Genomic DNA, 20,986 nt, shown 5'->3' on the forward strand with positions numbered 1-20,986 from the left:
GAGGAATCTGCAGTAAAATAAAATAGGAGGATTATAACAGATAGACTATAGATTAACAGTTATAAATATCGATAATTACGCTCTTACAAAAATAATGTATTCATGAGAGAAAAAGGTTTTCAGCCTTTACCGGAGTGAAGAAAACATGAAAAAATAGGATGATAAAGAGAGAAGAGAAGAGAAGAGAAGAGAAGAGAAGAGAAGAGAAGAGAAGAGAAGAGAAGAGAAGAGAAGAGAAGAGAAGAGAAGAGAAGAGAAGAGAAGAGAAGAGAAGAGAAGAGAAGAGAAGAGAAGAGAAGAGAAGAGAAGAGAAGAGAAGAGAAGAGAAGAGAAGAGAAGAGAAGAGAAGAGAAGAGAAGAGAAGAGAAGAGAAGAGAAGAGAAGAGAAGAGAAGAGAAGAGAAGAGAAGAGAAGAGAAGAGAAGAGAAGAGAAGAGAAGAGAAGAGAAGAGAAGAGAAGAGAAGAGAAGAGAAGAGAAGAGAAGAGAAGAGAAGAGAAGAGAAGAGAAGAGAAGAGAAGAGAAGAGAAGAGAAGAGAAGAGAAGAGAAGAGAAGAGAAGAGAAGAGAAGAGAAGAGAAGAGAAGAGAAGAGAAGAGAAGAGAAGAGAAGAGAAGAGAAGAGAAGAGAAGAGAAGAGAAGAGAAGAGAAGAGAAGAGAAGAGAAGAGAAGAGAAGAGAAGAGAAGAGAAGAGAAGAGAAGAGAAGAGAAGAGAAGAGAAGAGAAGAGAAGAGAAGAGAAGAGAAGAGAAGAGAAGAGAAGAGAAGAGAAGAGAAGAGAAGAGAAGAGAAGAGAAGAGAAGAGAAGAGAAGAGAAGAGAAGAGAAGAGAAGAGAAGAGAAGAGAAGAGAAGAGAAGAGAAGAGAAGAGAAAAAATGAGAGTCTACGGTTCGATTGATGTTAATATTAATATAGAGTAGCCTGAATGAAGTATTTTTAGTTAACTTTACTCCGCATACTGGCGCCGCTTGAGCCGGCGGTTTTTGAGATAGTTAAAGTAAATCTCAGCAGTACCGTGAAATAGAGCATGAAAATACTGATCATTCAATAGTAGATAGCAAAAAGAAAAAAAGATGAGAAGAGGAAGAAAAAAGCTGCATTAGATTATGATTGCAGCTGTCCGGTCATCCTTTTCTTCATCGAAGTCTGTTACAAGTGCTTCTGTTGTGAGCATCATGCCTGCGATTGAGGCAGCGTTCTGAAGGCCGCTTCTTACCACTTTTGTCGGGTCGATTACACCTGCTTCGAAGAGATCTTCAAACACGTCTCTCTTTGCATTGTACCCGAAGAGTTCGCTGGATTCTGCCCTTATGGTTGCCACCACTTCAGCGCCTTCCCTGCCTGCATTTGTGGCGATCTGGCGGACAGGCTCTTCTATGGACCTCTGGACGATCTTTACACCTACCTGCCTGTCGCCATCAAGGTTCAAGGAATCCAGGGTTGCAGCTGCACGGAAGAGACTAATTCCTCCTCCTGTGACCACACCTTCTTCAACTGCGGCTTTTGTAGCATTCAGGGCATCGTCAATTCTCATCTTCTTTTCCTTAAGTTCGGTTTCGGTTGCAGCACCTACTTTAATTACCGCAACGCCACCTCCCAGTTTTGCCTGGCGCTTTTTAAGTTCGGTCTTTCTGTAGTCGGCTTCAGCAATATTGACCTGGGCTTCGATGATCCTGACCCTTTCGTCAATTTCTGCCTTGTCGCCCCTGCCTTCTACAATTATGGTCTTATGGTTGTCAACCGTAACTTTCCTGGCACTTCCGAGCATGTGGTCGCTGAATTCCTCAAGTTTCATGCCCTTTTCTTCGCTGATAACCTGCCCGCCGGTCAGGACGGCAATGTCTTCAAGCATCTCCTTTCTCTCGTTTCCAAAACCAGGAGACTTTACAGCGCAGACCCGCAGGGCTCCGCGGATAATATTCAGAATCAGGGCTGCCTGGGCATCCCCATCGACATCCTCAGCAATAATCAGGAGGGACCGGCCTTCAGAAGCAACTTTCTCAAGTACAGGCACTATCTGCTTCATGCTGTTGATTTTTTTGTCCGTAATCAATATATAGGGGTCTTCAAATTCACAGATCATTTTTTCAGTATCAAGTGCCATATAGGGAGAAACAAATCCACGGTCAAACTGCATACCCTCAACCACATCAAGACTGGTTTCCATGGTTTTTGAATCTTCGACAGTGATTACCCCATTGTAACCGACCCTTTCCATGGCATCGGCAATCAGGTTGCCTATTTCTTCGTCATTATTTGCGGAAATAGTAGCTACCTGTATGATTTTGTCCTTGCCCTTTACCTCGACACTCTTGCTCTTGAGGTACCCTACAACCTTTTCTGTAGCAATCTCAATCCCTTTTTTGACCTCTATGGGATTTGCCCCTGCACTAATGTTTTTTAAACCTTCCCGGATCATGCTCTGGGCAAGGAGGGTTGCGGTAGTTGTCCCGTCTCCTGTGTTGTCCTGAGTTCTGGAAGCTACTTCCTTGACGAGTTTGGCTCCCATATTTTCGAACTTATCATGGAGCTCTATTTCTTTTGCAATGGTGACACCGTCATTTGTGACTACGGGCTTTGTACTTTTATCCAGCACGACATAACGGCCCTTCGGTCCGAGGGTGATCTTAACAGTATTTGCGACTTTATCCACACCATTTAAAAGTGCTTTTCTAGCACTCTCATCAAACATTATCTGCTTTGAAGCCATCTGTATTCACCTGAATTAGGATCAAATATTCTTATTGAGTTAAGTCATGATTTATCTAAGCCATGATTTACCTGACATTGTCATATGCCTTATGTAATATATTCAGAAGAGGCCTCATTCAACTTATTCTTCAATAACTGTTGCCAGGATATCCTTGAAGTCGACAAAAATGTAATTCTCATTATCTATTTCAATTTCATCAGCCTGGTACCCCCCGTAAATTACATGGTCACCCTTTTTAAGAGGAAGTTCTTTCCCATCTTCAAAGGTCCCCACAGCTATAACGACTCCTTCTTTCTTCTCCTGCCGTGCAGAATCCGGGATATAAATCCCGCCTTTAGTTACTTCTTCTTTCTTCTGGTGCTTGAGTAATACTCGTTCGCCAATAGGTCTGATAATCACTCTTTATTCCTCCTTTATATGTAAGTGACCTCAATATTAGCTGAACATTCACTGGTTGCTAAAGGTCAGCATGGAATTAATGAATGTACTGAGCTGTAAAACGCTCAACTATCTGCATATAATGCGAAACTTATATTTAAAAATTACCAGCAAAACAGAAAGAATTTATTAGTAAAATAAGTATAATTGCAAAAAAATCGAAATGATGTCTACAAATTAAAATAAAATATATATACCTGAATCTCTAAAATAGTACACAGATGGTTCAGCAGATTATCCTCAGAAATTTAGAAAAACCCCGAATCAAGAGCCTTGAAGAAGACCTTTTATGGTTATGTGACAGCTTAGGCTTCTCTTCAGGAAGGGATACAGAAAATACAGCCAACAGGATAGTCTTCAGTCTACTTGAAAAACTCTCAAATGACGAGATAAGTTCATCGGAAGTTCTGGCTGAAGACCTTGATATGAAGATCTCAAGAATCAACCATCACCTCCGAAACCTCAATGACTCCGGGCTCCTTTACAGGAAAAAACGCCTGATCTATCTGAGAGGAGGCAGTCTGAAAGCTGCAGTGAAGGAGATGCGGAAGGACTCGGAAAGGATACTTGACGAGCTGGAAAGCATAGCTGAGGAAATTGATTCCACAATGGGGCTCAAGAACAGGTAAAAAATAGGCAGGAAAGTAGTTAAAAAATGTGAAATTACTTAAAAAGTATGGAAAACACATAAGAAAAATGGCAAACTGATAACAGGCTTACACAGCAAACTGAAACCGAAAAAGAATTCAATAACTACCTTCATTCTTTTTCAGCAATGAATAAAGTCTCCATAGTTCCCTGCTCTAATTATTCTGATACAAAAGAAGCAATAGCCAGGGCTCTTGACTTGCTGGGAGGCCTTGAGAGCATAATTAATCCGGGAGACCGCGTACTTCTCAAGCCTAACATCCTTTCAGCCAGCCCACCGGAAACTGCCACAACTACCCATCCTTCTGTGGTAGCAGCAATGTGTGAATTCGTGCTCAGTGCTGGAGGAAAGCCAATCGTTGGAGACGGAGCCGGGATCTCAAGACCTGGGGCTACAGCAACAGCCCTGAGGGCTTCAGGCATAGAAGAGGCTACCCGAAAAGCCGGAGCAAGAGTTGTGAACTTTGAAACTGCAGGCTTTACCCTGGTAGAAGTCCCTGAGCCCCTTCAGTTCCGAAAACTATACATTGCAAACCCTGTCCTTGAAGCCGATGTTATAATATCCCTTCCGAAACTGAAAACCCATGAGCTTACATATTATACAGGCGCGGTCAAGAACTTCTTTGGAGCCCTTCCTCTGAAGTGCCGAAAAGAGATACACCTTCTTGGAAAAAGAAACCTTTTTGGCGAAGCTGTTGCCGATGTATATTCTGTTGTCATGCCCGGTTTTGCGGTCATGGACGGAGTTGTGGGTATGGAAGGAAACGGGCCTTCCCACGGAAAACCTGTAAATTCAGGAGTAATTCTGGCAAGCCGGGACTGTGTTTCCCTGGATATTGTTGCGGCAGAACTGATAGGCTTTGATCCTTTGAAAATTCCCACGACAGCAGGCGCTCTCAAGAAAGGTTTCGGAAACCAGTGCCCTGTCGTGGTCGGAACGCCGTTAAAAGAGGTCAAAAAGAAATTCAAACCATCAAGTGGCGGAGTCAGCACAGCCCCACCTTTTCTTACACGCAGTCTTGGCAAGTATTACACAATATATCCCCGGGTCAATCAAAGAAAATGCACTCACTGCGGAGCTTGTTACAATAATTGTTCTCCGCAGGCTGTAGAACAGCTGGAAGACGGGAGTTTCAGGATCAACCAGGAGAAATGTATTTTATGCTACTGCTGCCGTGAACTCTGCCCAAGTAACGCAGTAGAAATTAAAAAATCGCTACTGGCAACTCTTCTGACAGCAAAAAAGTAATTTAGTTCGTAAAACGTGGCCAGTATATTTAAAAATTGAAAAAAGTTGAAAAAAGTTGAAAAAAGTTGAAAAAAGTTGAAAATAAATATTAAAAGGAAATTAAATAATTGAAAGTAAATTAAAAATTGAGAATAAGAACTTGAGTGCTTTCTTATCTGTTTGAAGCCGGCTTAAATAAGAACTTACACTGTTACCAGAAATACAATATAGTTAAGGGAGACAGAATAATGCCTCCCTGATGTGCTAAATAAAATTACTGGTATTTGTGTTCCCGCCTCTCTGCTACCATGCGCTCTCTTTCTAGCCGTTCCCGCTTCTCTTTATCTGTCTCCGTCCTCTCCATCCTTTCTATTCGTTCTTTATCCTGCTGAGCCATTTTCTCTTCCGCAGTTTTTAGCTGTTCATGTTTCTCTCTTTCTGTCCGGGCCATTCTTTCTGGTTCTGTCTCAGCCTGCACCCCTGTCGAAATTTCTGCCTGCTCCACGACTACTATCTGCCAGTAGGGCTGATATCCATAGTAAGTGTAGGTCCTGTAGAGTTCTTCACGGGTTAAAGGCCAGTTGCCCTTATCAAATCCTTCTGCGTTTTCCAGGACATCTTTGGGAGTATTAAGGACGAAAGCATGTTCGTGTACTCTCAATGAAAGGGACTGCCAGGGAATAGCAAACAGCTTATCGCTCATACCCAGGAATCCGCCAAAGGAAAGTACAGCATATGCTACTCTTCCATCATGAAGGTCAATCATTAATTCTTCAATCTTCCCAAGATCCTCTCCAGCTGTATTGATAACTTTGTCCCCTTTCATAGTGCCTGCTGACAAAAAGTCAGGACTTTCTCTGCTCGCCAGACCTTCTCTTCCGGATACTCTTTCTGATCCCATCTCTCCAGGCAATCCGGTTCTTTCGGTCACTTCTCTCTGCCAGTAAGGCTCGTATCCATAGTAAGTGTAGGTTCTGGAAAGCCACTCATGAGAAGTTACAGGCCAGTTATCTTTATCAAAGCCCTCTGCTTTTTCAAGAGTTTCTTTAGGAATATCAAGCACGAAGGCATGATCATGAAGTTTCAGTCTAAGAGACTGCCAGGGAATAGCAAATAGTTTGTCCCCTATACCCAGGAATCCGCCAAAAGACAGTACTGCATATGCTATTCTTCCATCACGGAGGTCAATCATTAATTCTTCAATCTTCCCAAGATCCTCTCCGGCTGTATTGATAACCTTGTCCCCTTTTATCGTGGTTGCTGACAGAAAATCTGGGTTTTCTCTGCTTGCCATACCTCCCATCCGGGCCATCCTTGCCGATTCCGTCTCTTGCCACTTTTCTGCTTCCATACGCTCTCTTTCCAGCCGGGAAAGCCTTTCTTGCTCGGTCTCTACTTTCCTCTCAGCTTCCATACGCTCTCTTTCCAGCCGGGAAAGCCTCTCCTGTTCAGTCTCTACCTTCCTCTCAGCTTCCATACGCTCTCTTCCAAGCCCGGCAAGCTTCTCTTTCTCGGATTCCTCCCGTTTTTCAGCTTCCATACGCTCTCTTTCAAGCCGGGAAAGTTTCTCTTTCTCGACATCTTCTTGCCTTCCTACTCTTTCCCGTTCACTTTCCAGCTGTGCCAGTCTCTCTCTCCGGGCCTCTTCCTGCATCTTTACTACATTCATCTCTTTTTCGAGCCTGGACACTTTTTCGGTCTCTTCTAGTCTGATGGCCTCCTGAAGCTCTTTCTCTAACCCTACCAGCCTCCTTCTTTCGATTTCTGCCTGCTTCTCTAATTCCATCTGCTCTCTTTCCAGCCGGGCCAATCTCTCCCTCTCGGTTTCGGTCTGCCTCTCTCTCTGAATCCGTTGTTCTTCTAGATGGGATACCTTTTCTTCCTGTGTTTCTCTTAGCCCTTCAAGCCTTTCTCTTTCCATCCGGGCCTTTCTCTCTTCTTCAGTTTCTACCATTCCTGATCTTTCTCTTTCCAGCCGGGCCATTCTTTCTGCTTCTGTCTCACCCATGATTCCTGTCGAAACTCCTGCCGCTGCCGCCGGTAGTGCCTGCCAGTAAGGCTCGTATCCATAGTAAGTGTAGGTTCTGGAGAGTTCCTCACGAGTTAAAGGCCAGTTGCCCTTATCAAAGCCTTCTGCCTTATCAAAAGTTTCTTTAGGAATATTAAGTACGAAGGCGTGATCATGCACTCTCAAAGTAAGAGCCTGCCAGGGAATAGCAAACAATTTGCTACCTATACCCAGTATCCCACCATGTGAAAGTACAGCATATGCTACTTTTCCGTTTTCGAGATCAATCATTAATTCGTCAATTTTCCCAACGTCATCTCCAGATGTATTGACAACTTTATCCCCTTTCATAGTGTCTGCTGACAAAAAGTCAGGATTTTCTCTGCTTGCCCGGGATACTCTTTTTGCTTCTGTCTCACCCCGTATTACAGTTTGTCCCGCCACTTCTGTCTGCCAGTAAGGCTGGTATCCATAATAAGTATAGTTTCTGGAAAGCCATTCACGGCTGGTTACAGGCCAGTTATCCTTATCAAAGCCTTCTGCATTTTCAAGAGTTTCTTTAGGAACATCAAGTAAGAAGGCATGATCATGCAGTTTCAGTCTGAAAGCCTGCCAGGGAATAGCAAATAGTTTGTCCCCCATACCCAGGAATCCGCCAAAAGACAGTACTGCATATGCTATTCTTCCGTCATCGACGTCAACCATTAATTCTTCAATCTTTCCAAGGTCCTCCCCAGCTGTATTGACGACCTTATCCCCTTTTATAGTGCTTGCTGATAAAAAATCTGGATTATTTTTATGTGCCATAGTTCCAACTCCCTAAAGTAAGAAGATATCTTAAAGTCCGTGTTCCCCAGGACACAACTTCAAAATTAACCTCCTGATTAAGTTTATTCCAACCCCCTACGTGCCAGTAAGGTTGACATCTGTATTTGCTTGCTCAGCTACAAAGGCTTAAATGTTACCTGGTCGGTTTTCCAGTACTTCTGTCTGCCAGTAGGGCTGATATCCATAGTAGCTGTACATAGAGGAAAGCCATTCACGGCTGGTTACAGGCCAGTTATCCTTATCAAAGCCTTCTGCTTTTTCGAGAGTTTCTTTAGGAATATCAAGTACGAAGGCGTGTTCGTGCACTCTTAACGAAAGGGCATTCCATGGAATAGCAAATAACTTGTTGCCTAAACCCAGGAATCCACCAAAAGAGAGTACTGCATATGCTACTCTTCCATCACGAAGGTCAATCATTAATTCTTCAATCTTCCCAAGATCTTCTCCAGCTGTATTGATGACTTTATCTCCTTTTATAGTGCTTGCTGACAAAAATTCCGGATTATCTCTATGTACCATAATTCCAACTCCCTGAGGTAAAGAAATATATTTTAAAGTCCGCGTCCCCCAAGACATAACTTTAAAATCTCTCCCCCAATGATTATTATTTTTTTGATGTTACTTAAAACTACCGGAATCATTAAAAATAATATTTTATGTTACTAAGAGATAAAGTTATGAATAAATTTTAGTAAGAAATCACAGAAAAGACTGATTTTTCTTTAAGAGTTTTCTTTGAGCTCCGGAAATATCTGGCTGGCAAGCGGCCTCATATAGGTTGGAAATAAGCTCCTTTGGTTTAATGTTTCCCTCAAACAAGCAAATTAAAAGGTTAAAGCCAGGGGCAAAATTATTAATCAAGCTTAAGGACTAAACTTTTACATATTTCTAAAACATTCTCAAGAACACTTTAGAAAGATACATAAAAAAGGATGATAAATATAAAAAAATCCGGCAATTACATTATAACACTTTCTTTTTTATCTTTTTGCAAGATCTTTTAATCCAGAACGCCTAGAATATGTATTAAAAGAATCTTTTGCTTGGGAAAATACCCCTGTGCTCGTACATGAAGAAGGTGATGGGATGCTTTATACCTATAAAGATACAGAGTATGCTCCGGAAAAATGTTCTCTTTGCAACGGAACCGGGCATGCTGAAGGTGGAATCTGTGAAGCCTGTGGAGGACAGGGGAACGTGCTCGTTGCCCAGCCTGCAATAACATGTCCACTTTGCAGCGGGTCCGGAAATCTGGAAAACGGAACCTGCAGAGCCTGTGGAGGGGGTGGCTGGGCTCTTCTCTAAGAAGGACTATACTTTCCGGGTCATATATTCATATAGTCAGAAAATGAAACTATGGCTCTTCAGTAACTATGGCTCTTCAGTAACTGATTTATCAAAAGATTGCTCTGAATTCCCCGGAAAATTCTCTTTTTCCTTTTGCCTTTCCAGAACTTCTTTCTTTTTTATATCGGGCAGACAGTCAAAGCAGGTCTCATATCTTGGAGGCTTATACTTTTTTCTGCATACAGGGCAGAGTTCCATGCCTTTCAAGCTTGCAAAATGACAGCGCTTGCAGAGCACAATTGCATGCTCCAGAGACGAATATTCTTCCTCTGCTTTTCTGGTTTCTTCTTCAATCAGCTCTTCAATCCCACTTTCTTCAAGCCATTCGTGATAAAATCTTTTGAAGTTTCCTTCTCCTGCGTCTTCAACAAGCTCCTCGATGCGCTGTTCTTCAAGGCCAGTATGGTCAGGCTCGATTTTATGTATTGTCGAGGCTTTGTGCCAGGCAGGATGGCTTTTATGGCGGTGTTTACCGGTCAGGAAGTACTCGAATTTCTGGTACTTCTGTCTGTATACTTCCCTGAACCTGGCATAAGCGAGACTGTAAATCCCGGAACGGATCTCTGCCGAGGAAAAGGCTCCGGGAGTGTGGATACACAGGCAGTCAGAAGAGCCGCACCAGGCACATGCCTTGCCTTCAATGAATTCAGCCCTTTTTTCTTTCCATTCCTTAGAGTTGCGTTTCATCAGGATACCTGTAGGACTTTTCACAATAAAAGATACTTAAAACCGGAGATCTCATCTTCCTAATTTAAGTTCTAATTTAAAGACATATTCGGATACACATATTCTGATTTTACTGCAGGTCATCGGAAGTTTTCTGACTATCAAAGCTGGTATACGGGTAATCCATTGAACATACATTCTCTGACCTTTTCATATAATATTTGAAGAGTTCTCTGCCCCATACCAGGGCGCGGGGTTCAAAACTAAGAAGATACTGCCCTTCAAACCTTCCTTTCTTATTAAAAAATCCTAACAATAACGCTTTTTCCGAAATAGCGATGAGTGCAGGAATTTCAAGCGGTGTTCCTGCATGCATAAAAATAGAGGAATTTTCCTTCGCCAGGATCTTTTCTCCCACATCACGAAAATCCATTGAAAACCTATCAAATGAATCTTTGCTAAGGATGAGCTGCACCTTAACACCTTTTTTTACGAGCTCAAGGGAAAAAGAAGGAATCTGAGGATGAAAATAAGAAAAAAGGAGCATAACCTGTGAGGATCCGGCAAGATGATTAATCAGCTCAGGAAACAGATCAAATCCATAAGAAAGCCCAGGTTCGGTAAGCTGACTTACTTTAAGGTCACCGATCCGTTTTAATAAATGAAAAGGAATACAATCCAGTTTCCTGTGGCTCCAGAAATAACCGTTGTCTTCAAATGTACTGGCCGCATCAAGTAATGGTCTGGCTTTTTTGACTAATATATTGCCTATTATAGAAAGATGATATACATTTTCTTTCTGAACAATTAGACCTTCTTCTTTTAATTTTTTGATCTGGGGAAGCATGGAAATTCTGGGGACCTGAAGAAGATCAAGAATTTCATCAATGTTTCTGGGCCCTTCTGACAGCACTAATAGTAAATTTTTCCTTTTGTCGGAAAATAAAAGAAGATTAACAAGCTGCAGTTTCATCTGGTTTGTGCCTTCTCACTTAAATCAGCATTTTTAGGAAATGCAATAATATGAAGATTTCAAATAATTATAGTACTGATATAATCATTAGTGTACAGATATAAATGTTATCTTGAATTTGGGGATCCAAAAAATTAAGAAATTAAACCAGAAAAGAGGATAAATTAATTACAAATTATCATTAATTAGCTCAAATCTTAACAAAAATACATATTTAAAAAAAATACAATATTAAAGGAAAGGTTTTATACTATAATTAAAGAAAAATTTTCAGTTAAAAATATATTTAAGTCAGTTAAAAAGTATCCTTAGGCAGAACTTTGAGGGAAAGTAAGGAGGAGATTTTGATTAACAAAACAATTTCTGTACTATTGATATTGTTATTAACTTTTGTAGCCGGATGTACTGAAAAACAAACAGAAGAAATCTCAGAAAATGCAACCATAACCCACATGACATACGGAGCCTTCACACTCCCGGAGATGCAGTTGCAAGAGTTAACCGTAAACAGCACAGCGGTTGTATTTACAACTTCGGATAATGAAGGAAGATTCATGAAAATACACGAAAAGCCTTTCAACGAAAGTGCTTTCAGAGATCTTATCAGCCTGTTTGAAGAAAACGAGTTTCTTCAGATGGAAGAGCAGTATGTTCCGCAGGAAGGACAGCCTCTTGTTACAGATGTGGGAACACTCGAAATTAGCCTGATCGAGGAAACCCAAGAAAAAACCGTAGCTGTGGACCCTTACTATTCAGAATATATGCCTGAAGGTCTCCAGGAAATCGATTCTGCACTGGTTGAACTGAGGGCTTATGCCCTGTCTACCTCTCCGGAAGAAGCTGAAAGGATAGCCAGGGCCTGGATAGAAACCGCACCCACATACGGTTTTGATGGCTTTGACCTCGAGCTGGAAAGTCACGAGGTGCTTGAGACGTTCCCGGAGCAGCATATTTTAAATTATACATTTACAAGCAGGCACGGAGGCTATGGAAACCGGACAGACCAGATCGTAACCCAAGCACTTACTCCTCACAGTATAGAAGTTACCGTTTTTGAGGGAGAAGTGAGGTCTGCTGTAATCGATGGAGAGTGGGACGAAGTCTCTCAACAGCCCGTTGAACAGGAGTCTGAGAATACTGACAATGAGCCTGAGAACAACGGCAATACCACAGGAGCAGAAGGAAATACTGTAGAAATGAAATACCGCATATCCGAAGATAAAACTCCCTGGGATCGGTGGTATGAAGAAGGGAACATCCAGTTTATTAAAGCCCCAACCCAGTCAGAGCTGATAACCGCTTATTATGGAACCGTGTACGGCATAGAGTTCTTCGACATAAGGAGTGACGAGTTTTTTCACACCGCTAAGGTAAAAGAAAGTGATTCTGCACAGATGAAAGACCTCGGATGGACATAAGTAGGTAGAGATTAAAGCCCTTAGGGAAGGAAATAAACCCTTAGCTTGAAGAAAATAGCGGAGAAGAAAATTCATAGAAAGAAATAAGAAAAAAGCACCTTTTATTTTTATTTAAGGTGCTTTTCATATCTGAGTTTTCATCCCAGCAGGATTGATGCCCCAGTTATCCCAAAATAAGAAATCACGTCTTCTGTTATCTATTGTTGCCTGTATTTATTAAACTGCTGTTATTTCCTGCTGTTAAACCGCTGCGGTTCCCGTTATCAGGGGAAGACACTTTAAGGAACCCATCAAGCTCTCGAACCGTTTCATTACTATCATCCCTGCCAAAAATCCATGCGAAGTTGAACACCTGCTGGCTGGGATATATAGGTTCAGGTTGAATGACCTGCAGGTAAGAACGTGCAACATCAGGCAGCTCGCCATCAGGTTCGGTCAGGATAAGGAAACCATGCTTTCCCATATGTGACAGCACTCCGCTTGGGACTACAACTCTCCAGTCTTCAGGGTTTGCCAGAAGAAGGTTGTAACAGGATTATTAAAAAGGGTAAGTAGGTTCAGTTATTTTCGGCCAAAATATAAAAGTCCCATTCCTACCCAGAAAAACATAGCAACAGTTGTCAGAATAAGCACGGGAATCGGGCCAAAATTGAATATTAGGGGGACTGACATAGCTGTAAACAGGCCCCCTCCTACAATGGGTTCAAACATGAGCTGTTTATATCCAAAGCTCTCAAGAGCAGGAGATTTGTTATCAGGGTCTGCAATTTTCATCAGCAGGAGTCCACTTGCAGTCATACCCATTGACTGCCCGAAATCTCCAATGCCTCTTTCAAACCAGTATGATGGGATCATTCTGGGCGCGAGCAAAAGAAAAGCTGTTACATTCCAGATAATACCGACAATACTCAGGATAATAAAGGGAGCGAGATTGCCGCCTATGGCATCAAGAGAAAGAGTTGCAATAGCGCTAACTATCAGGATATCCAGGGAAAGGCCCTGTATTCTCATCATCAGGTTTCTATCAAGCGTTTTATACTTATCATATCTATCAAGGAACAGCTCGAGAATAATTCCACCTATCATTGCAAGCGGAAAAAGAGGTATATGTTCAAGAAGATATACGCCTGTTATCCTGCCCCATGTAAGTTCCTCTATCAGCTGGAGGGCCTGAAGAATAATATAGCCTATTCCTATAGCAACTCCAACATAAGCAAAATGAAGGGAGAGAGGTTCGATAGATTCGGGTTTCGTTGTAATTTTGCCTGCTGACTCCCTTGCATCGAAATCAACAATTCCTGCCTGATCATTTTTTTTAAGAGAGATTTCGCCAGGATACTGTAAAACAGTGGTTTTCCCGGTTCTTACACCATAGTTTAAAAGTATAATTCCGAAAATTACACTGAAGAGCAGACCTATAGTGGCAAGGCCTAGTGACAGGTCTGTCCCTTCAGGGAATCCGACTTCTTGAAAGGTAGAAGCCAGACCTGCAGCAGTCCCGTGGCCTCCCTCAAATCCAATCTCAATAAGTGCACCTGCCATCGGATCAATGCCAAAGGAAGGAGTCAGTATAAGAATAGCTATCAATATTCCGAAAACATACTGGCCCCAGGCTACGGTCTGTCCAAAGGCTACCTGGGGCCCGGCTATGTTCCAGATCTCTCGAATCCCGGGGAGTTTTTTCCCGAGAAAAAGTGTGGCAAAAATAATGTTTATAAAAAGCCCGGGAAGAGCAGCCCATATGGTCAGTATATCTTCAGGAAATATCCCGCCGGCAAGCAGGGCAAGTTTAGTGTCCTCATATTCAGACCATTCAATCAGGTTGCCCAGGACCTGTGGCCCGAGAACGAGGCCCAGAAACCCGCCGATCAAAGAGCTGGGGATAAAGAGCTTCTGGAGACCGGGGGTAATTACCCTTATCCATTTTCCAAGGAGAAGGATTATCCCCAGGACCAGAAAACTCATTCCTACCATGGAAGGCGACATCTTAATCTCCATACCCTTGATAATGTATTAAACGCGTTCTATTATATGCATTCCCATTGCTATCTTTTTATTTTTCCAAATTATATAATCTTCATTCAATTGTAAACAGTAATCATTTTAATTAATTCAGGAGAACTTAAGAAAATTGTGGGCTTCGGAAGTCTTGTCCCCAGTACTCTGATCTATATCGGCTTTAATTTCCTGAGCTTTTCCAGTCTTACTTTCCTTCATTATTGAACTGGATAGTGAACTCGGTCCCCCGATCTCTGTTAAGTTCGATATAGCCATCTATCTGATCGACAAGAATTGTTATGAGCTGAAGCCCCAGAGAATCAGCGGTTCGGAAATCTATTTCTTCAGGAATTCCTTTTCCATTATCTGCAACGGTCAACATATAATGTGAATCATTATTCTCAAAGCATTCCCGGTCTGAATTCCGATCTGAATTCAGATCTGAACCGGAAATCTCATCTATGGAAGCGGATCTTTTTGCATTTCGCAGGCTTATGCGGATTTCCCCCTCGTTTTTACCTTTAAAAGCATGTTTCAGGGCATTTGAGACCAGTTCATTGACAATAATTCCGAGGGGAATTGCAGTATCCATGCCAAGCCAGACCTTTTCAAGATCAAGTTTAAGGTTTACGCCGTCTTTACCCACACGATATGAATTGAAAAGGTCTGCAGTCAGTTTATGCAGATAGTCTGCGAAATCAAGGGCATCCAGGCTTTCCCCTCCATGAAGCTCTTCATGGATCATAGCTATGGATGCGACACGGTTCTGGCTTTCCCTGAAAGCTTCAATGACTTCCCTATCTTCGAATTTTTCAGCCTGGAGACTAAGCAGGGATGAGATAACCTGGAGGTTATTTTTTATTCTGTGGTGGACCTCTTTTACTCGAATCCTGTCTATTTTTTCAAGGGCTTCTTCAGCCATTTTACGTTCAGTGATATCATAAACCAGACCCTGGAATTTTCCTGAGCCTTCAGACCCGCCCTGGATTCTCTGGGTAATCTCCCTGACCCATTTTGTCTCTCCGTTTTTTTTACGGATTCTAAATTCATCCTCAATTACAAGTTTAGGGTTTGATTTCAGTTTCTGACGATTTTCAAAAATTAAAGGTTGGTCTTCAGGTACAATTATTTCCAACAAGTCCACTTTTCCTGAAAGGATGTCTTCCTTTCTATAACCTGTCATTTCCTCAACAGGCCCCTGGATAGATACAGGTTTGAAGTCCCAGTCAAGCTGAAATCCTATCCCTGGAAAATGTTCTGAAAACGAACGGTAACCTTCCTGATCTTTATCTTCACTTTTGTATTTCTGCTCAAGACCCCTGTTTACTCCTATCATTCTGCATATGTGATTATACTCATCCCCGAGAAAAATTGCTTTTTGCCTGAAGCCTTCTTCCCTGTGTTTGAGTTCCCTGAAAAGAAGACTGCACGGCTCTTCAAATCCAACATCTACGACCGCCTGGTAAATAAGGTAAAAAGACAGCAGTTTAAAATAATGACCTATGAGGTTTGGGGATTCGTCTACGTGAGAGTACAGGGTAAAAGATAGCTCCCCAAGGGCTGTAAGAATTATTGAAGCTGCAAGCAGCTTGAAAACTTTGTTTTCGAATCTATCCCTTTTTGCATAAAGAGTTATCAGAGAGCAAAAAAGAACAAAAGAAATTATGTACTCGCTTAGAATTTTGAAAGGAGTGAGCCCTGAACCTTCAATATAAGCAACCGGAAAATTTCTGAAAAAAAAGATAGAGAGCAGGCAAGAGGTAGCAATTGCTGCATATACAAGGAAAACTTTCCAGGCAAACGTGGAATCATCAAGAGATTCTCTATATCTGCCCTCAATTTCTTTATTTTCATTCTCTCTGTTGTGTACCAAAAACAGCGGGGCAACCAGGAAGGAAAAGCTTTCCAGGTATCTTGCAACTATCCAGAGCTGGACAGTCAGGTTAGTTCCAAAACCCGGGAACATCCCCATTTCCTTGAATGTAAGGGTATGAAGTAAATCAACGCTTCCTATGAAAAAAAAAGCAACCCCTATCAGTATAAGATACCTGTTTTCCAGGCGAGCTCGTGACTTCCACACTATAAGAAATACTACGTATGCAACATAGACACTGAACAGTTCTACCACAGTATGGAAGAGAAGGTAATTACCAAGGCTGATTAAGTAGAGCAGGACCATTATCGCTATCCAGACCGCTGCCTCATAAAACCCTGGTTTAAATCTATTTCGCCGAATGTATGATATATGCAGTTGCCCCCCTAAAACTATACCATCTGGCCCTTAAAATATATATCTGGAAACGTTAATCAGCTTCTATAAATCTGCGTTGAATTATACCTGTTATTATACCTGTTAAGTACCAGAGGGCTTGAAGCCCCTGATTTTATGTATTGGACATAAAACAATGGAAAGAGAAAAGACAGTAAAAACAGAGAAAGAAGAAGCCCGGAGGCGCTACACCCCTTTTACTGGATTCCCCAATACAGCAGCCCCGAAGATATACTCCCCCAAGAATATTGGATCCGGAGCAGGATCAATGGCCTTCAGGCAGTTCTTTACTTATTTTTCATACCCACTAACTTCCTAACTCCACGAATATAACATTATATCATTAACTACTTTAAATTAATTACCTAAAAAATTCTTTTCAACTAAAAAATAATTTCATATGGAAAATTTCAAAGCGAGCATAAAATTAGACAAGGATTGTGGATTTAGTCCGATTGAAAAATGCCTGCAAACTCCTGTTAATTCAAATTTATTAGTTTAAACCTCATTAGTCTTCGGGATTATTAAACCAGATCGTGAATTCAGTCCCGTTGTCCCTTTTAAGTTCAATGCAGCCGTCTATCTGTTCAACAAGAATATTTACGAGCTGGAGTCCAAGAGATTCAGGGTTCCGGAAATCTATCTCATCAGGAAAGCCTGTTCCGTCATCTGCTACTGTAAGCATGTAATGGAAACCGTTTCTATTCTGGCAGCTGCAGTCTTTGCCTGAATCATCTGGTTTTGAAGTATAATCCTCCACTCTGCTCAGGCGGATTCGGATTTCACCTTCTCTGCCTGAAGGAAAAGCATGTTTTAGAGAATTTGAAACTAGCTCGTTGACAATAATTCCAAGAGGAATTGCAGTGTCCATACCAAGATGAACCTGCACAAGGTCCAGTTTGAGGCTGATTTTTTCGACTTCAACGAGATATGAACTGAACAGGTCAAGAGTTAATTTCCTGAGGTAAACCGCAAAATCGATTGTGTCCATGCCTTTACCTTCGTAAAGTTCCTCATGGATGAGAGCCATTGAGATAACCCGGTTCTGGCTTTCTCTGAAGGCTTCAAGCGTTTTTTCATCAGCAAATTTTTCAGCCTCAAGACTGAGAAGAGAAGAGATAACCTGTAAATTGTTTTTAATTCGATGGTGAATTTCCTTTATCCGGGCTTCCTGTATTTTTGTCAGAGTTTCTTCTGCAATCTTACGTTTGGTAATATCACGGACAAGACCCTGTATCTGTCCTGGCGCTCCAGAGCGCTCCGGAAGTTTCTGAAGAATTTCTCTGACCCATCTAGTTTCTCCATCTTTTCTGCGTATTTTATACTCCAACTCCCTTGAAAGATCCGGGGTAGAGATTGCTTTTTCCATATTATCAAAAAACAGAGGCAGGCATTCGGGCATAACCAGTTCAGTCCATTTGACTTTATGAGAAAGGAAATCTTCCTTACCGTACCCTGTAACCTCTTCAATAGACCCGTCCATGAGTACAGGTTCAAGATTCTCATAAAGCCGAACGCCGATAAGTCCTTCTATATTTTGCACAAATGAACGGTAGTTTCTCTCATCTATAGGGACCTTTTCCATACACAGCTTTTCCTCAAACTGGTTTTCCTTTAAACCGAGTAATCTGTAAAGATAACCCTGATCATCCTTGAGGAAAATTGTTTCCTGCCTCAAAGCCTCTTCTCTATACTTAAGTTCCCTGAAAAGAAGGCTGAAAGGGTCTTCAAATCCGGTCTCAACTATTGCTTTATAAATCAGGTAGAAAGAAAAAATCTTGAGATAATGTCCCGTCAGGTTAAAAAATCCATTTGCTCCCGCATAAATCGATAAACTCAGCTCTCCCAGGGCTGTCAGGATAATTGACGCTGCGAGTAACCTGAAGACGTGGTTCTCAAATCTATCCCTCTTTACATAAAGGGCTATCAGTGAACAAAGAAGAATAGAAGAGATTACATATTCACTTATTATTTTAAAAGGAGTGAAACCTGAGCCTTCAATATAGGAATCCGGGAAGTTCCTGAAAACGAAAATAGAGAGCAGGCAAATGATAGTAATTCCAGCGTACGCTAGAAAGGCTTCCCAGGCAAACCTGGATCTTTCAATATACCTGTCACTCTTTTTAAGGTACTCTGTACTGTAACCTGTTAAAAACAGAGGAGCCAGCAGAAGGGAGATACTCTCCATATACCTCGCAGCAATCCAGAACTGAGTATGCATATTTGGACCAAGTTCAGGGAATATACCCATTCCTTCGTAGGAAAGCGTGTATAATAGATCCAGACCGCCGATAAAAAAGTAAGCTACCCCTATAAACATAAGGTATCGGCTTTCCAGATGTTCTCTTGATTTCCACACTACGAGAAATATCACATATGCGACATACACGCTGAAGAGTTCTACCAGAGTATGGAAAAGCAGGAAGTTACTCAGGCTAATCACGTAGAGTACACTGATTATAGCTGCCCAGAGTATCACTTCATAGGGCTCGACTACTACCTTTTTTCCCTTAAAATCTGCTATTTGCCCCGCCCCTGTTACAGTTAGATCTAAAATGATGTATCAGATATAAAAAACAACATCAGCTTCATATAAAATTATATTCAATCATTTTTTAAAACAAACTTGATTTAAAGCCCAGTTCTTCATAGATAAAATAGCATACGAAATTAAAGGATACTCCAAACATTCTGCTTTCGTCAGCTATACTTTTACCAGTTATTTTTCTACCGGCATCTATTGTTTTTAAAGTAACAGTTATAAGAGGTTTAATTAAATTTATAATAATCTATACATTTAAGGATTTAAACATAGATACTATAAGCAATGTAACGCGTTTCAGGAATTAATCTGATTCAACTGGGGGTTGAAGGAAATGATGGCAATCTTTAAAGATAGAGTAGATGCAGGGAAAAGGCTGGCAAAAGAACTTTCAAAATATTCAAACCGTCCAGATGTGCTAATACTGGCTCTCCCGCGGGGTGGAGTCCCGGTAGCTTTTGAAGTTGCAAGAGAACTGAACGTAAAAATGGACGTTTTCATAGTACGGAAGCTGGGAGTTCCAGGCAATGAAGAACTGGCAATGGGAGCAATTGCGTCTGATGATATCCGTGTATTGAACGAAGACGTTGTAAGGTCTTATCAGATACCTGACAGAGTAATTGCTACGGTGGCTGCAAATGAATTTAGGGAACTGGAACGCCGGGAGCGCAAATATCGTGGAGACCATCCCAAGCCGGATATAAGTGGTATTACTGTAATCCTTATAGATGACGGGCTTGCAACCGGCGCAACAATGCATGCAGCAGTTGAAGCCATTAAAACTAAAAACCCGGCTAAACTGGTCGTTGCAGTCCCTACGGCTTCCCCGGACATGTGCAGGTTCTTTGAGGATAAAGTAGATGAAATAATCTGTGCTACCACGCCGGAGCCCTTTTATGCGGTAGGGGCCTGGTATGGGGACTTTAGCCAGACCACGGATGAAGAAGTATGTGAACTACTGAAACAAGCAAGGAATCTTCCATCAAGGAAAGCTCAAAGGTAAATCTGCTAAAAGGTAAATCTGCTTAAAGGCAAGTCTACTACTAACTCATAGTCAAATGGCAGGTAAATCTATTATTTATGTTAACTCAGAAGTAAGTTTGCTATTTACGCACCTTTATACCTGTAAATTCTAAAGCAAATCTTTTTGGGGGGCAGTATGAAAGAATCGTTGAGTATGGGGAAAAAGAGTATCGAAGTCCACATTCCAATTAACTCAATTCATCTTGAAGGAAATCTGGATATTCCTGAAGGAGCCAGGGGAATTGTTGTTTTTGTGCATGGAAGCGGAAGCAGCCGCCATAGCCCACGTAACCAGTACGTTGCAAAGGAAATGCAGAGAGACGGTCTTGGAACCCTTTTATTTGATCTCCTGACGGTCGAGGAAGAGAGAGTCGATATGATGACGCGCCATCTCCGTTTTGATATCGACCTGCTTTCAAAACGCCTTATCGATGTGACCAGATGGCTTTTAAATCGACCGGATACTAAAGACCTCAACATAGGCTACTTTGGAGCCAGTACAGGTGCTGCAGCCGCACTCATGGCTGCAAAAGAACATGCAGACACAGTAAAAGCCGTTGTTTCGAGAGGAGGGCGACCTGACCTCGCTGAAACTGCCCTGATGTATGTAAAAGCACCAACGCTGCTTATTGTAGGTGGAAGAGATACTCAGGTAATAGATATGAACCAGTGGGCTTTAGACAGGATAGTCATAACGGAAAAGGAACTTAAAATTGTTCCGGGTGCTACACATCTTTTTGAAGAACCGGGAACATTAGAAGAAGTTGCTCGTTTAGCCGGGGAATGGTTTAAAAGATATCTTTCAGAGTAAGTAAAAAAGCCCTGAAAGAACTTTTGAAACAGGGCAGCAGACACAAAAATCAAGACTCGGACCTGCGGTAATAGACTTGA

The 20,986-nt window shown here is 41.8% G+C and carries 18 protein-coding genes; 8 read left to right on the plus strand and 10 right to left on the minus strand.

Annotation, left to right across the window (positions count from 1 at the left end):
* Nucleotides 1–158: 158 nt before the first annotated feature.
* Nucleotides 159–875 carry a hypothetical protein gene (locus ACZ5A8_RS18920; protein ID WP_464530902.1) on the plus strand — a complete coding sequence of 239 codons (717 nt, stop codon included), beginning with the start codon at nucleotides 159–161 and terminating at the stop codon, nucleotides 873–875.
* Between the two features lie 220 nt (nucleotides 876–1,095).
* Here the strand turns inward: ACZ5A8_RS18920 and groL are convergent, their stop codons facing one another.
* Together groL and groES are read right to left on the minus strand one after the other, a co-directional pair.
* A complete protein-coding gene (groL, locus tag ACZ5A8_RS18925) occupies nucleotides 1,096–2,706 on the minus strand; it encodes a chaperonin GroEL (RefSeq protein WP_229390120.1) in 1,611 nt (536 codons plus the stop codon).
* A gap of 123 nt (nucleotides 2,707–2,829) precedes the next feature.
* Complete coding sequence (gene groES / locus ACZ5A8_RS18930) at nucleotides 2,830–3,108, minus strand: co-chaperone GroES (RefSeq protein ID WP_464530904.1); 279 nt, start codon at nucleotides 3,106–3,108, stop codon at nucleotides 2,830–2,832.
* A gap of 260 nt (nucleotides 3,109–3,368) precedes the next feature.
* Here groES and ACZ5A8_RS18935 point away from each other — a divergent pair, with 260 nt between their 5' ends.
* A complete protein-coding gene (locus tag ACZ5A8_RS18935) occupies nucleotides 3,369–3,776 on the plus strand; it encodes an ArsR family transcriptional regulator (RefSeq protein WP_464530905.1) in 408 nt (135 codons plus the stop codon).
* A gap of 146 nt (nucleotides 3,777–3,922) precedes the next feature.
* On the plus strand, nucleotides 3,923–5,044 hold the full coding sequence (locus tag ACZ5A8_RS18940) for a DUF362 domain-containing protein (RefSeq protein ID WP_464530907.1): 1,122 nt from the start codon (nucleotides 3,923–3,925) through the stop codon (nucleotides 5,042–5,044).
* A 253-nt stretch (nucleotides 5,045–5,297) separates the two neighbouring features.
* Here ACZ5A8_RS18940 and ACZ5A8_RS18945 read toward each other — a convergent pair whose 3' ends face one another.
* Together ACZ5A8_RS18945 and ACZ5A8_RS18950 are read right to left on the minus strand one after the other, a co-directional pair.
* Nucleotides 5,298–7,838 carry a PRC-barrel domain-containing protein gene (locus ACZ5A8_RS18945; protein ID WP_464530908.1) on the minus strand — a complete coding sequence of 847 codons (2,541 nt, stop codon included), beginning with the start codon at nucleotides 7,836–7,838 and terminating at the stop codon, nucleotides 5,298–5,300.
* Between the two features lie 147 nt (nucleotides 7,839–7,985).
* Nucleotides 7,986–8,378, minus strand: coding sequence for a PRC-barrel domain-containing protein (locus tag ACZ5A8_RS18950; protein WP_229390125.1), 393 nt, complete (start codon nucleotides 8,376–8,378; stop codon nucleotides 7,986–7,988).
* Between the two features lie 540 nt (nucleotides 8,379–8,918).
* Here ACZ5A8_RS18950 and ACZ5A8_RS18955 point away from each other — a divergent pair.
* The gene (locus ACZ5A8_RS18955) at nucleotides 8,919–9,164 is read left to right on the plus strand and encodes a transcriptional regulator (protein WP_229390126.1); all 246 of its coding nucleotides are present in this window, start codon (nucleotides 8,919–8,921) and stop codon (nucleotides 9,162–9,164) included.
* A 66-nt stretch (nucleotides 9,165–9,230) separates the two neighbouring features.
* Here ACZ5A8_RS18955 and ACZ5A8_RS18960 read toward each other — a convergent pair whose 3' ends face one another.
* Complete coding sequence (locus ACZ5A8_RS18960) at nucleotides 9,231–9,917, minus strand: hypothetical protein (protein ID WP_464530910.1); 687 nt, start codon at nucleotides 9,915–9,917, stop codon at nucleotides 9,231–9,233.
* Between the two features lie 85 nt (nucleotides 9,918–10,002).
* Nucleotides 10,003–10,845: a helix-turn-helix transcriptional regulator gene (locus ACZ5A8_RS18965; RefSeq protein ID WP_464530911.1), complete on the minus strand. Its 843-nt coding sequence runs from the start codon at nucleotides 10,843–10,845 to the stop codon at nucleotides 10,003–10,005.
* 344 nt (nucleotides 10,846–11,189) lie between these two features.
* On the opposite strand from ACZ5A8_RS18965, the gene ACZ5A8_RS18970 reads away from it, so the two are divergent.
* Nucleotides 11,190–12,263, plus strand: coding sequence for a hypothetical protein (locus ACZ5A8_RS18970; protein WP_464530912.1), 1,074 nt, complete (start codon nucleotides 11,190–11,192; stop codon nucleotides 12,261–12,263).
* Between the two features lie 193 nt (nucleotides 12,264–12,456).
* On the opposite strand, the gene ACZ5A8_RS18975 is transcribed toward ACZ5A8_RS18970, so the two are convergent.
* The 3 genes from ACZ5A8_RS18975 to ACZ5A8_RS18985 all read right to left on the minus strand — a co-directional run bounded on the left by ACZ5A8_RS18975 (nucleotide 12,457) and on the right by ACZ5A8_RS18985 (nucleotide 16,440).
* Entirely contained in the window at nucleotides 12,457–12,726 is a 270-nt protein-coding gene (locus tag ACZ5A8_RS18975) for a hypothetical protein (RefSeq protein ID WP_464530914.1), read from the minus strand.
* A gap of 98 nt (nucleotides 12,727–12,824) precedes the next feature.
* Entirely contained in the window at nucleotides 12,825–14,261 is a 1,437-nt protein-coding gene (locus tag ACZ5A8_RS18980) for a sodium/glutamate symporter (RefSeq protein WP_464530915.1), read from the minus strand.
* 205 nt (nucleotides 14,262–14,466) lie between these two features.
* Complete coding sequence (locus ACZ5A8_RS18985) at nucleotides 14,467–16,440, minus strand: MASE3 domain-containing protein (protein WP_464530916.1); 1,974 nt, start codon at nucleotides 16,438–16,440, stop codon at nucleotides 14,467–14,469.
* Nucleotides 16,441–16,666: 226 nt separating this feature from the next.
* Here ACZ5A8_RS18985 and ACZ5A8_RS18990 point away from each other — a divergent pair, with 226 nt between their 5' ends.
* Nucleotides 16,667–16,849, plus strand: coding sequence for a hypothetical protein (locus tag ACZ5A8_RS18990; protein ID WP_464530918.1), 183 nt, complete (start codon nucleotides 16,667–16,669; stop codon nucleotides 16,847–16,849).
* A 189-nt stretch (nucleotides 16,850–17,038) separates the two neighbouring features.
* Here ACZ5A8_RS18990 and ACZ5A8_RS18995 read toward each other — a convergent pair whose 3' ends face one another.
* Nucleotides 17,039–19,009 carry an MASE3 domain-containing protein gene (locus ACZ5A8_RS18995; protein ID WP_464530919.1) on the minus strand — a complete coding sequence of 657 codons (1,971 nt, stop codon included), beginning with the start codon at nucleotides 19,007–19,009 and terminating at the stop codon, nucleotides 17,039–17,041.
* Nucleotides 19,010–19,406: 397 nt separating this feature from the next.
* On the opposite strand from ACZ5A8_RS18995, the gene ACZ5A8_RS19000 reads away from it, so the two are divergent.
* The gene (locus ACZ5A8_RS19000) at nucleotides 19,407–20,075 is read left to right on the plus strand and encodes a phosphoribosyltransferase (RefSeq protein ID WP_464530920.1); all 669 of its coding nucleotides are present in this window, start codon (nucleotides 19,407–19,409) and stop codon (nucleotides 20,073–20,075) included.
* A gap of 156 nt (nucleotides 20,076–20,231) precedes the next feature.
* Complete coding sequence (locus tag ACZ5A8_RS19005) at nucleotides 20,232–20,906, plus strand: dienelactone hydrolase family protein (protein ID WP_464530922.1); 675 nt, start codon at nucleotides 20,232–20,234, stop codon at nucleotides 20,904–20,906.
* Nucleotides 20,907–20,986: the final 80 nt, after the last annotated feature.

Source organism: Methanosarcina subterranea (assembly GCF_055385895.1).

Excerpts from the sequence above, each read along its gene's own strand:
- ACZ5A8_RS18965 (WP_464530911.1), bottom strand. The coding sequence starts at position 10,845 with ATGAAACTGCAGCTTGTTAATCTTCTTTTATTTTCCGACAAAAGGAAA.
- ACZ5A8_RS18990 (WP_464530918.1), top strand. The coding sequence starts at position 16,667 with ATGGAAAGAGAAAAGACAGTAAAAACAGAGAAAGAAGAAGCCCGGAGG.
- ACZ5A8_RS18920 (WP_464530902.1), top strand. The coding sequence starts at position 159 with ATGATAAAGAGAGAAGAGAAGAGAAGAGAAGAGAAGAGAAGAGAAGAG.
- ACZ5A8_RS19005 (WP_464530922.1), top strand. The coding sequence starts at position 20,232 with ATGAAAGAATCGTTGAGTATGGGGAAAAAGAGTATCGAAGTCCACATT.
- ACZ5A8_RS18975 (WP_464530914.1), bottom strand. The coding sequence starts at position 12,726 with ATGGGAAAGCATGGTTTCCTTATCCTGACCGAACCTGATGGCGAGCTG.
- ACZ5A8_RS18945 (WP_464530908.1), bottom strand. The coding sequence starts at position 7,838 with ATGGCACATAAAAATAATCCAGATTTTTTATCAGCAAGCACTATAAAA.
- groL (WP_229390120.1), bottom strand. The coding sequence starts at position 2,706 with ATGGCTTCAAAGCAGATAATGTTTGATGAGAGTGCTAGAAAAGCACTT.
- ACZ5A8_RS18940 (WP_464530907.1), top strand. The coding sequence starts at position 3,923 with ATGAATAAAGTCTCCATAGTTCCCTGCTCTAATTATTCTGATACAAAA.
- ACZ5A8_RS19000 (WP_464530920.1), top strand. The coding sequence starts at position 19,407 with ATGATGGCAATCTTTAAAGATAGAGTAGATGCAGGGAAAAGGCTGGCA.
- ACZ5A8_RS18980 (WP_464530915.1), bottom strand. The coding sequence starts at position 14,261 with ATGGAGATTAAGATGTCGCCTTCCATGGTAGGAATGAGTTTTCTGGTC.
- ACZ5A8_RS18935 (WP_464530905.1), top strand. The coding sequence starts at position 3,369 with ATGGTTCAGCAGATTATCCTCAGAAATTTAGAAAAACCCCGAATCAAG.
- ACZ5A8_RS18950 (WP_229390125.1), bottom strand. The coding sequence starts at position 8,378 with ATGGTACATAGAGATAATCCGGAATTTTTGTCAGCAAGCACTATAAAA.
- ACZ5A8_RS18985 (WP_464530916.1), bottom strand. The coding sequence starts at position 16,440 with ATGGTCCTGCTCTACTTAATCAGCCTTGGTAATTACCTTCTCTTCCAT.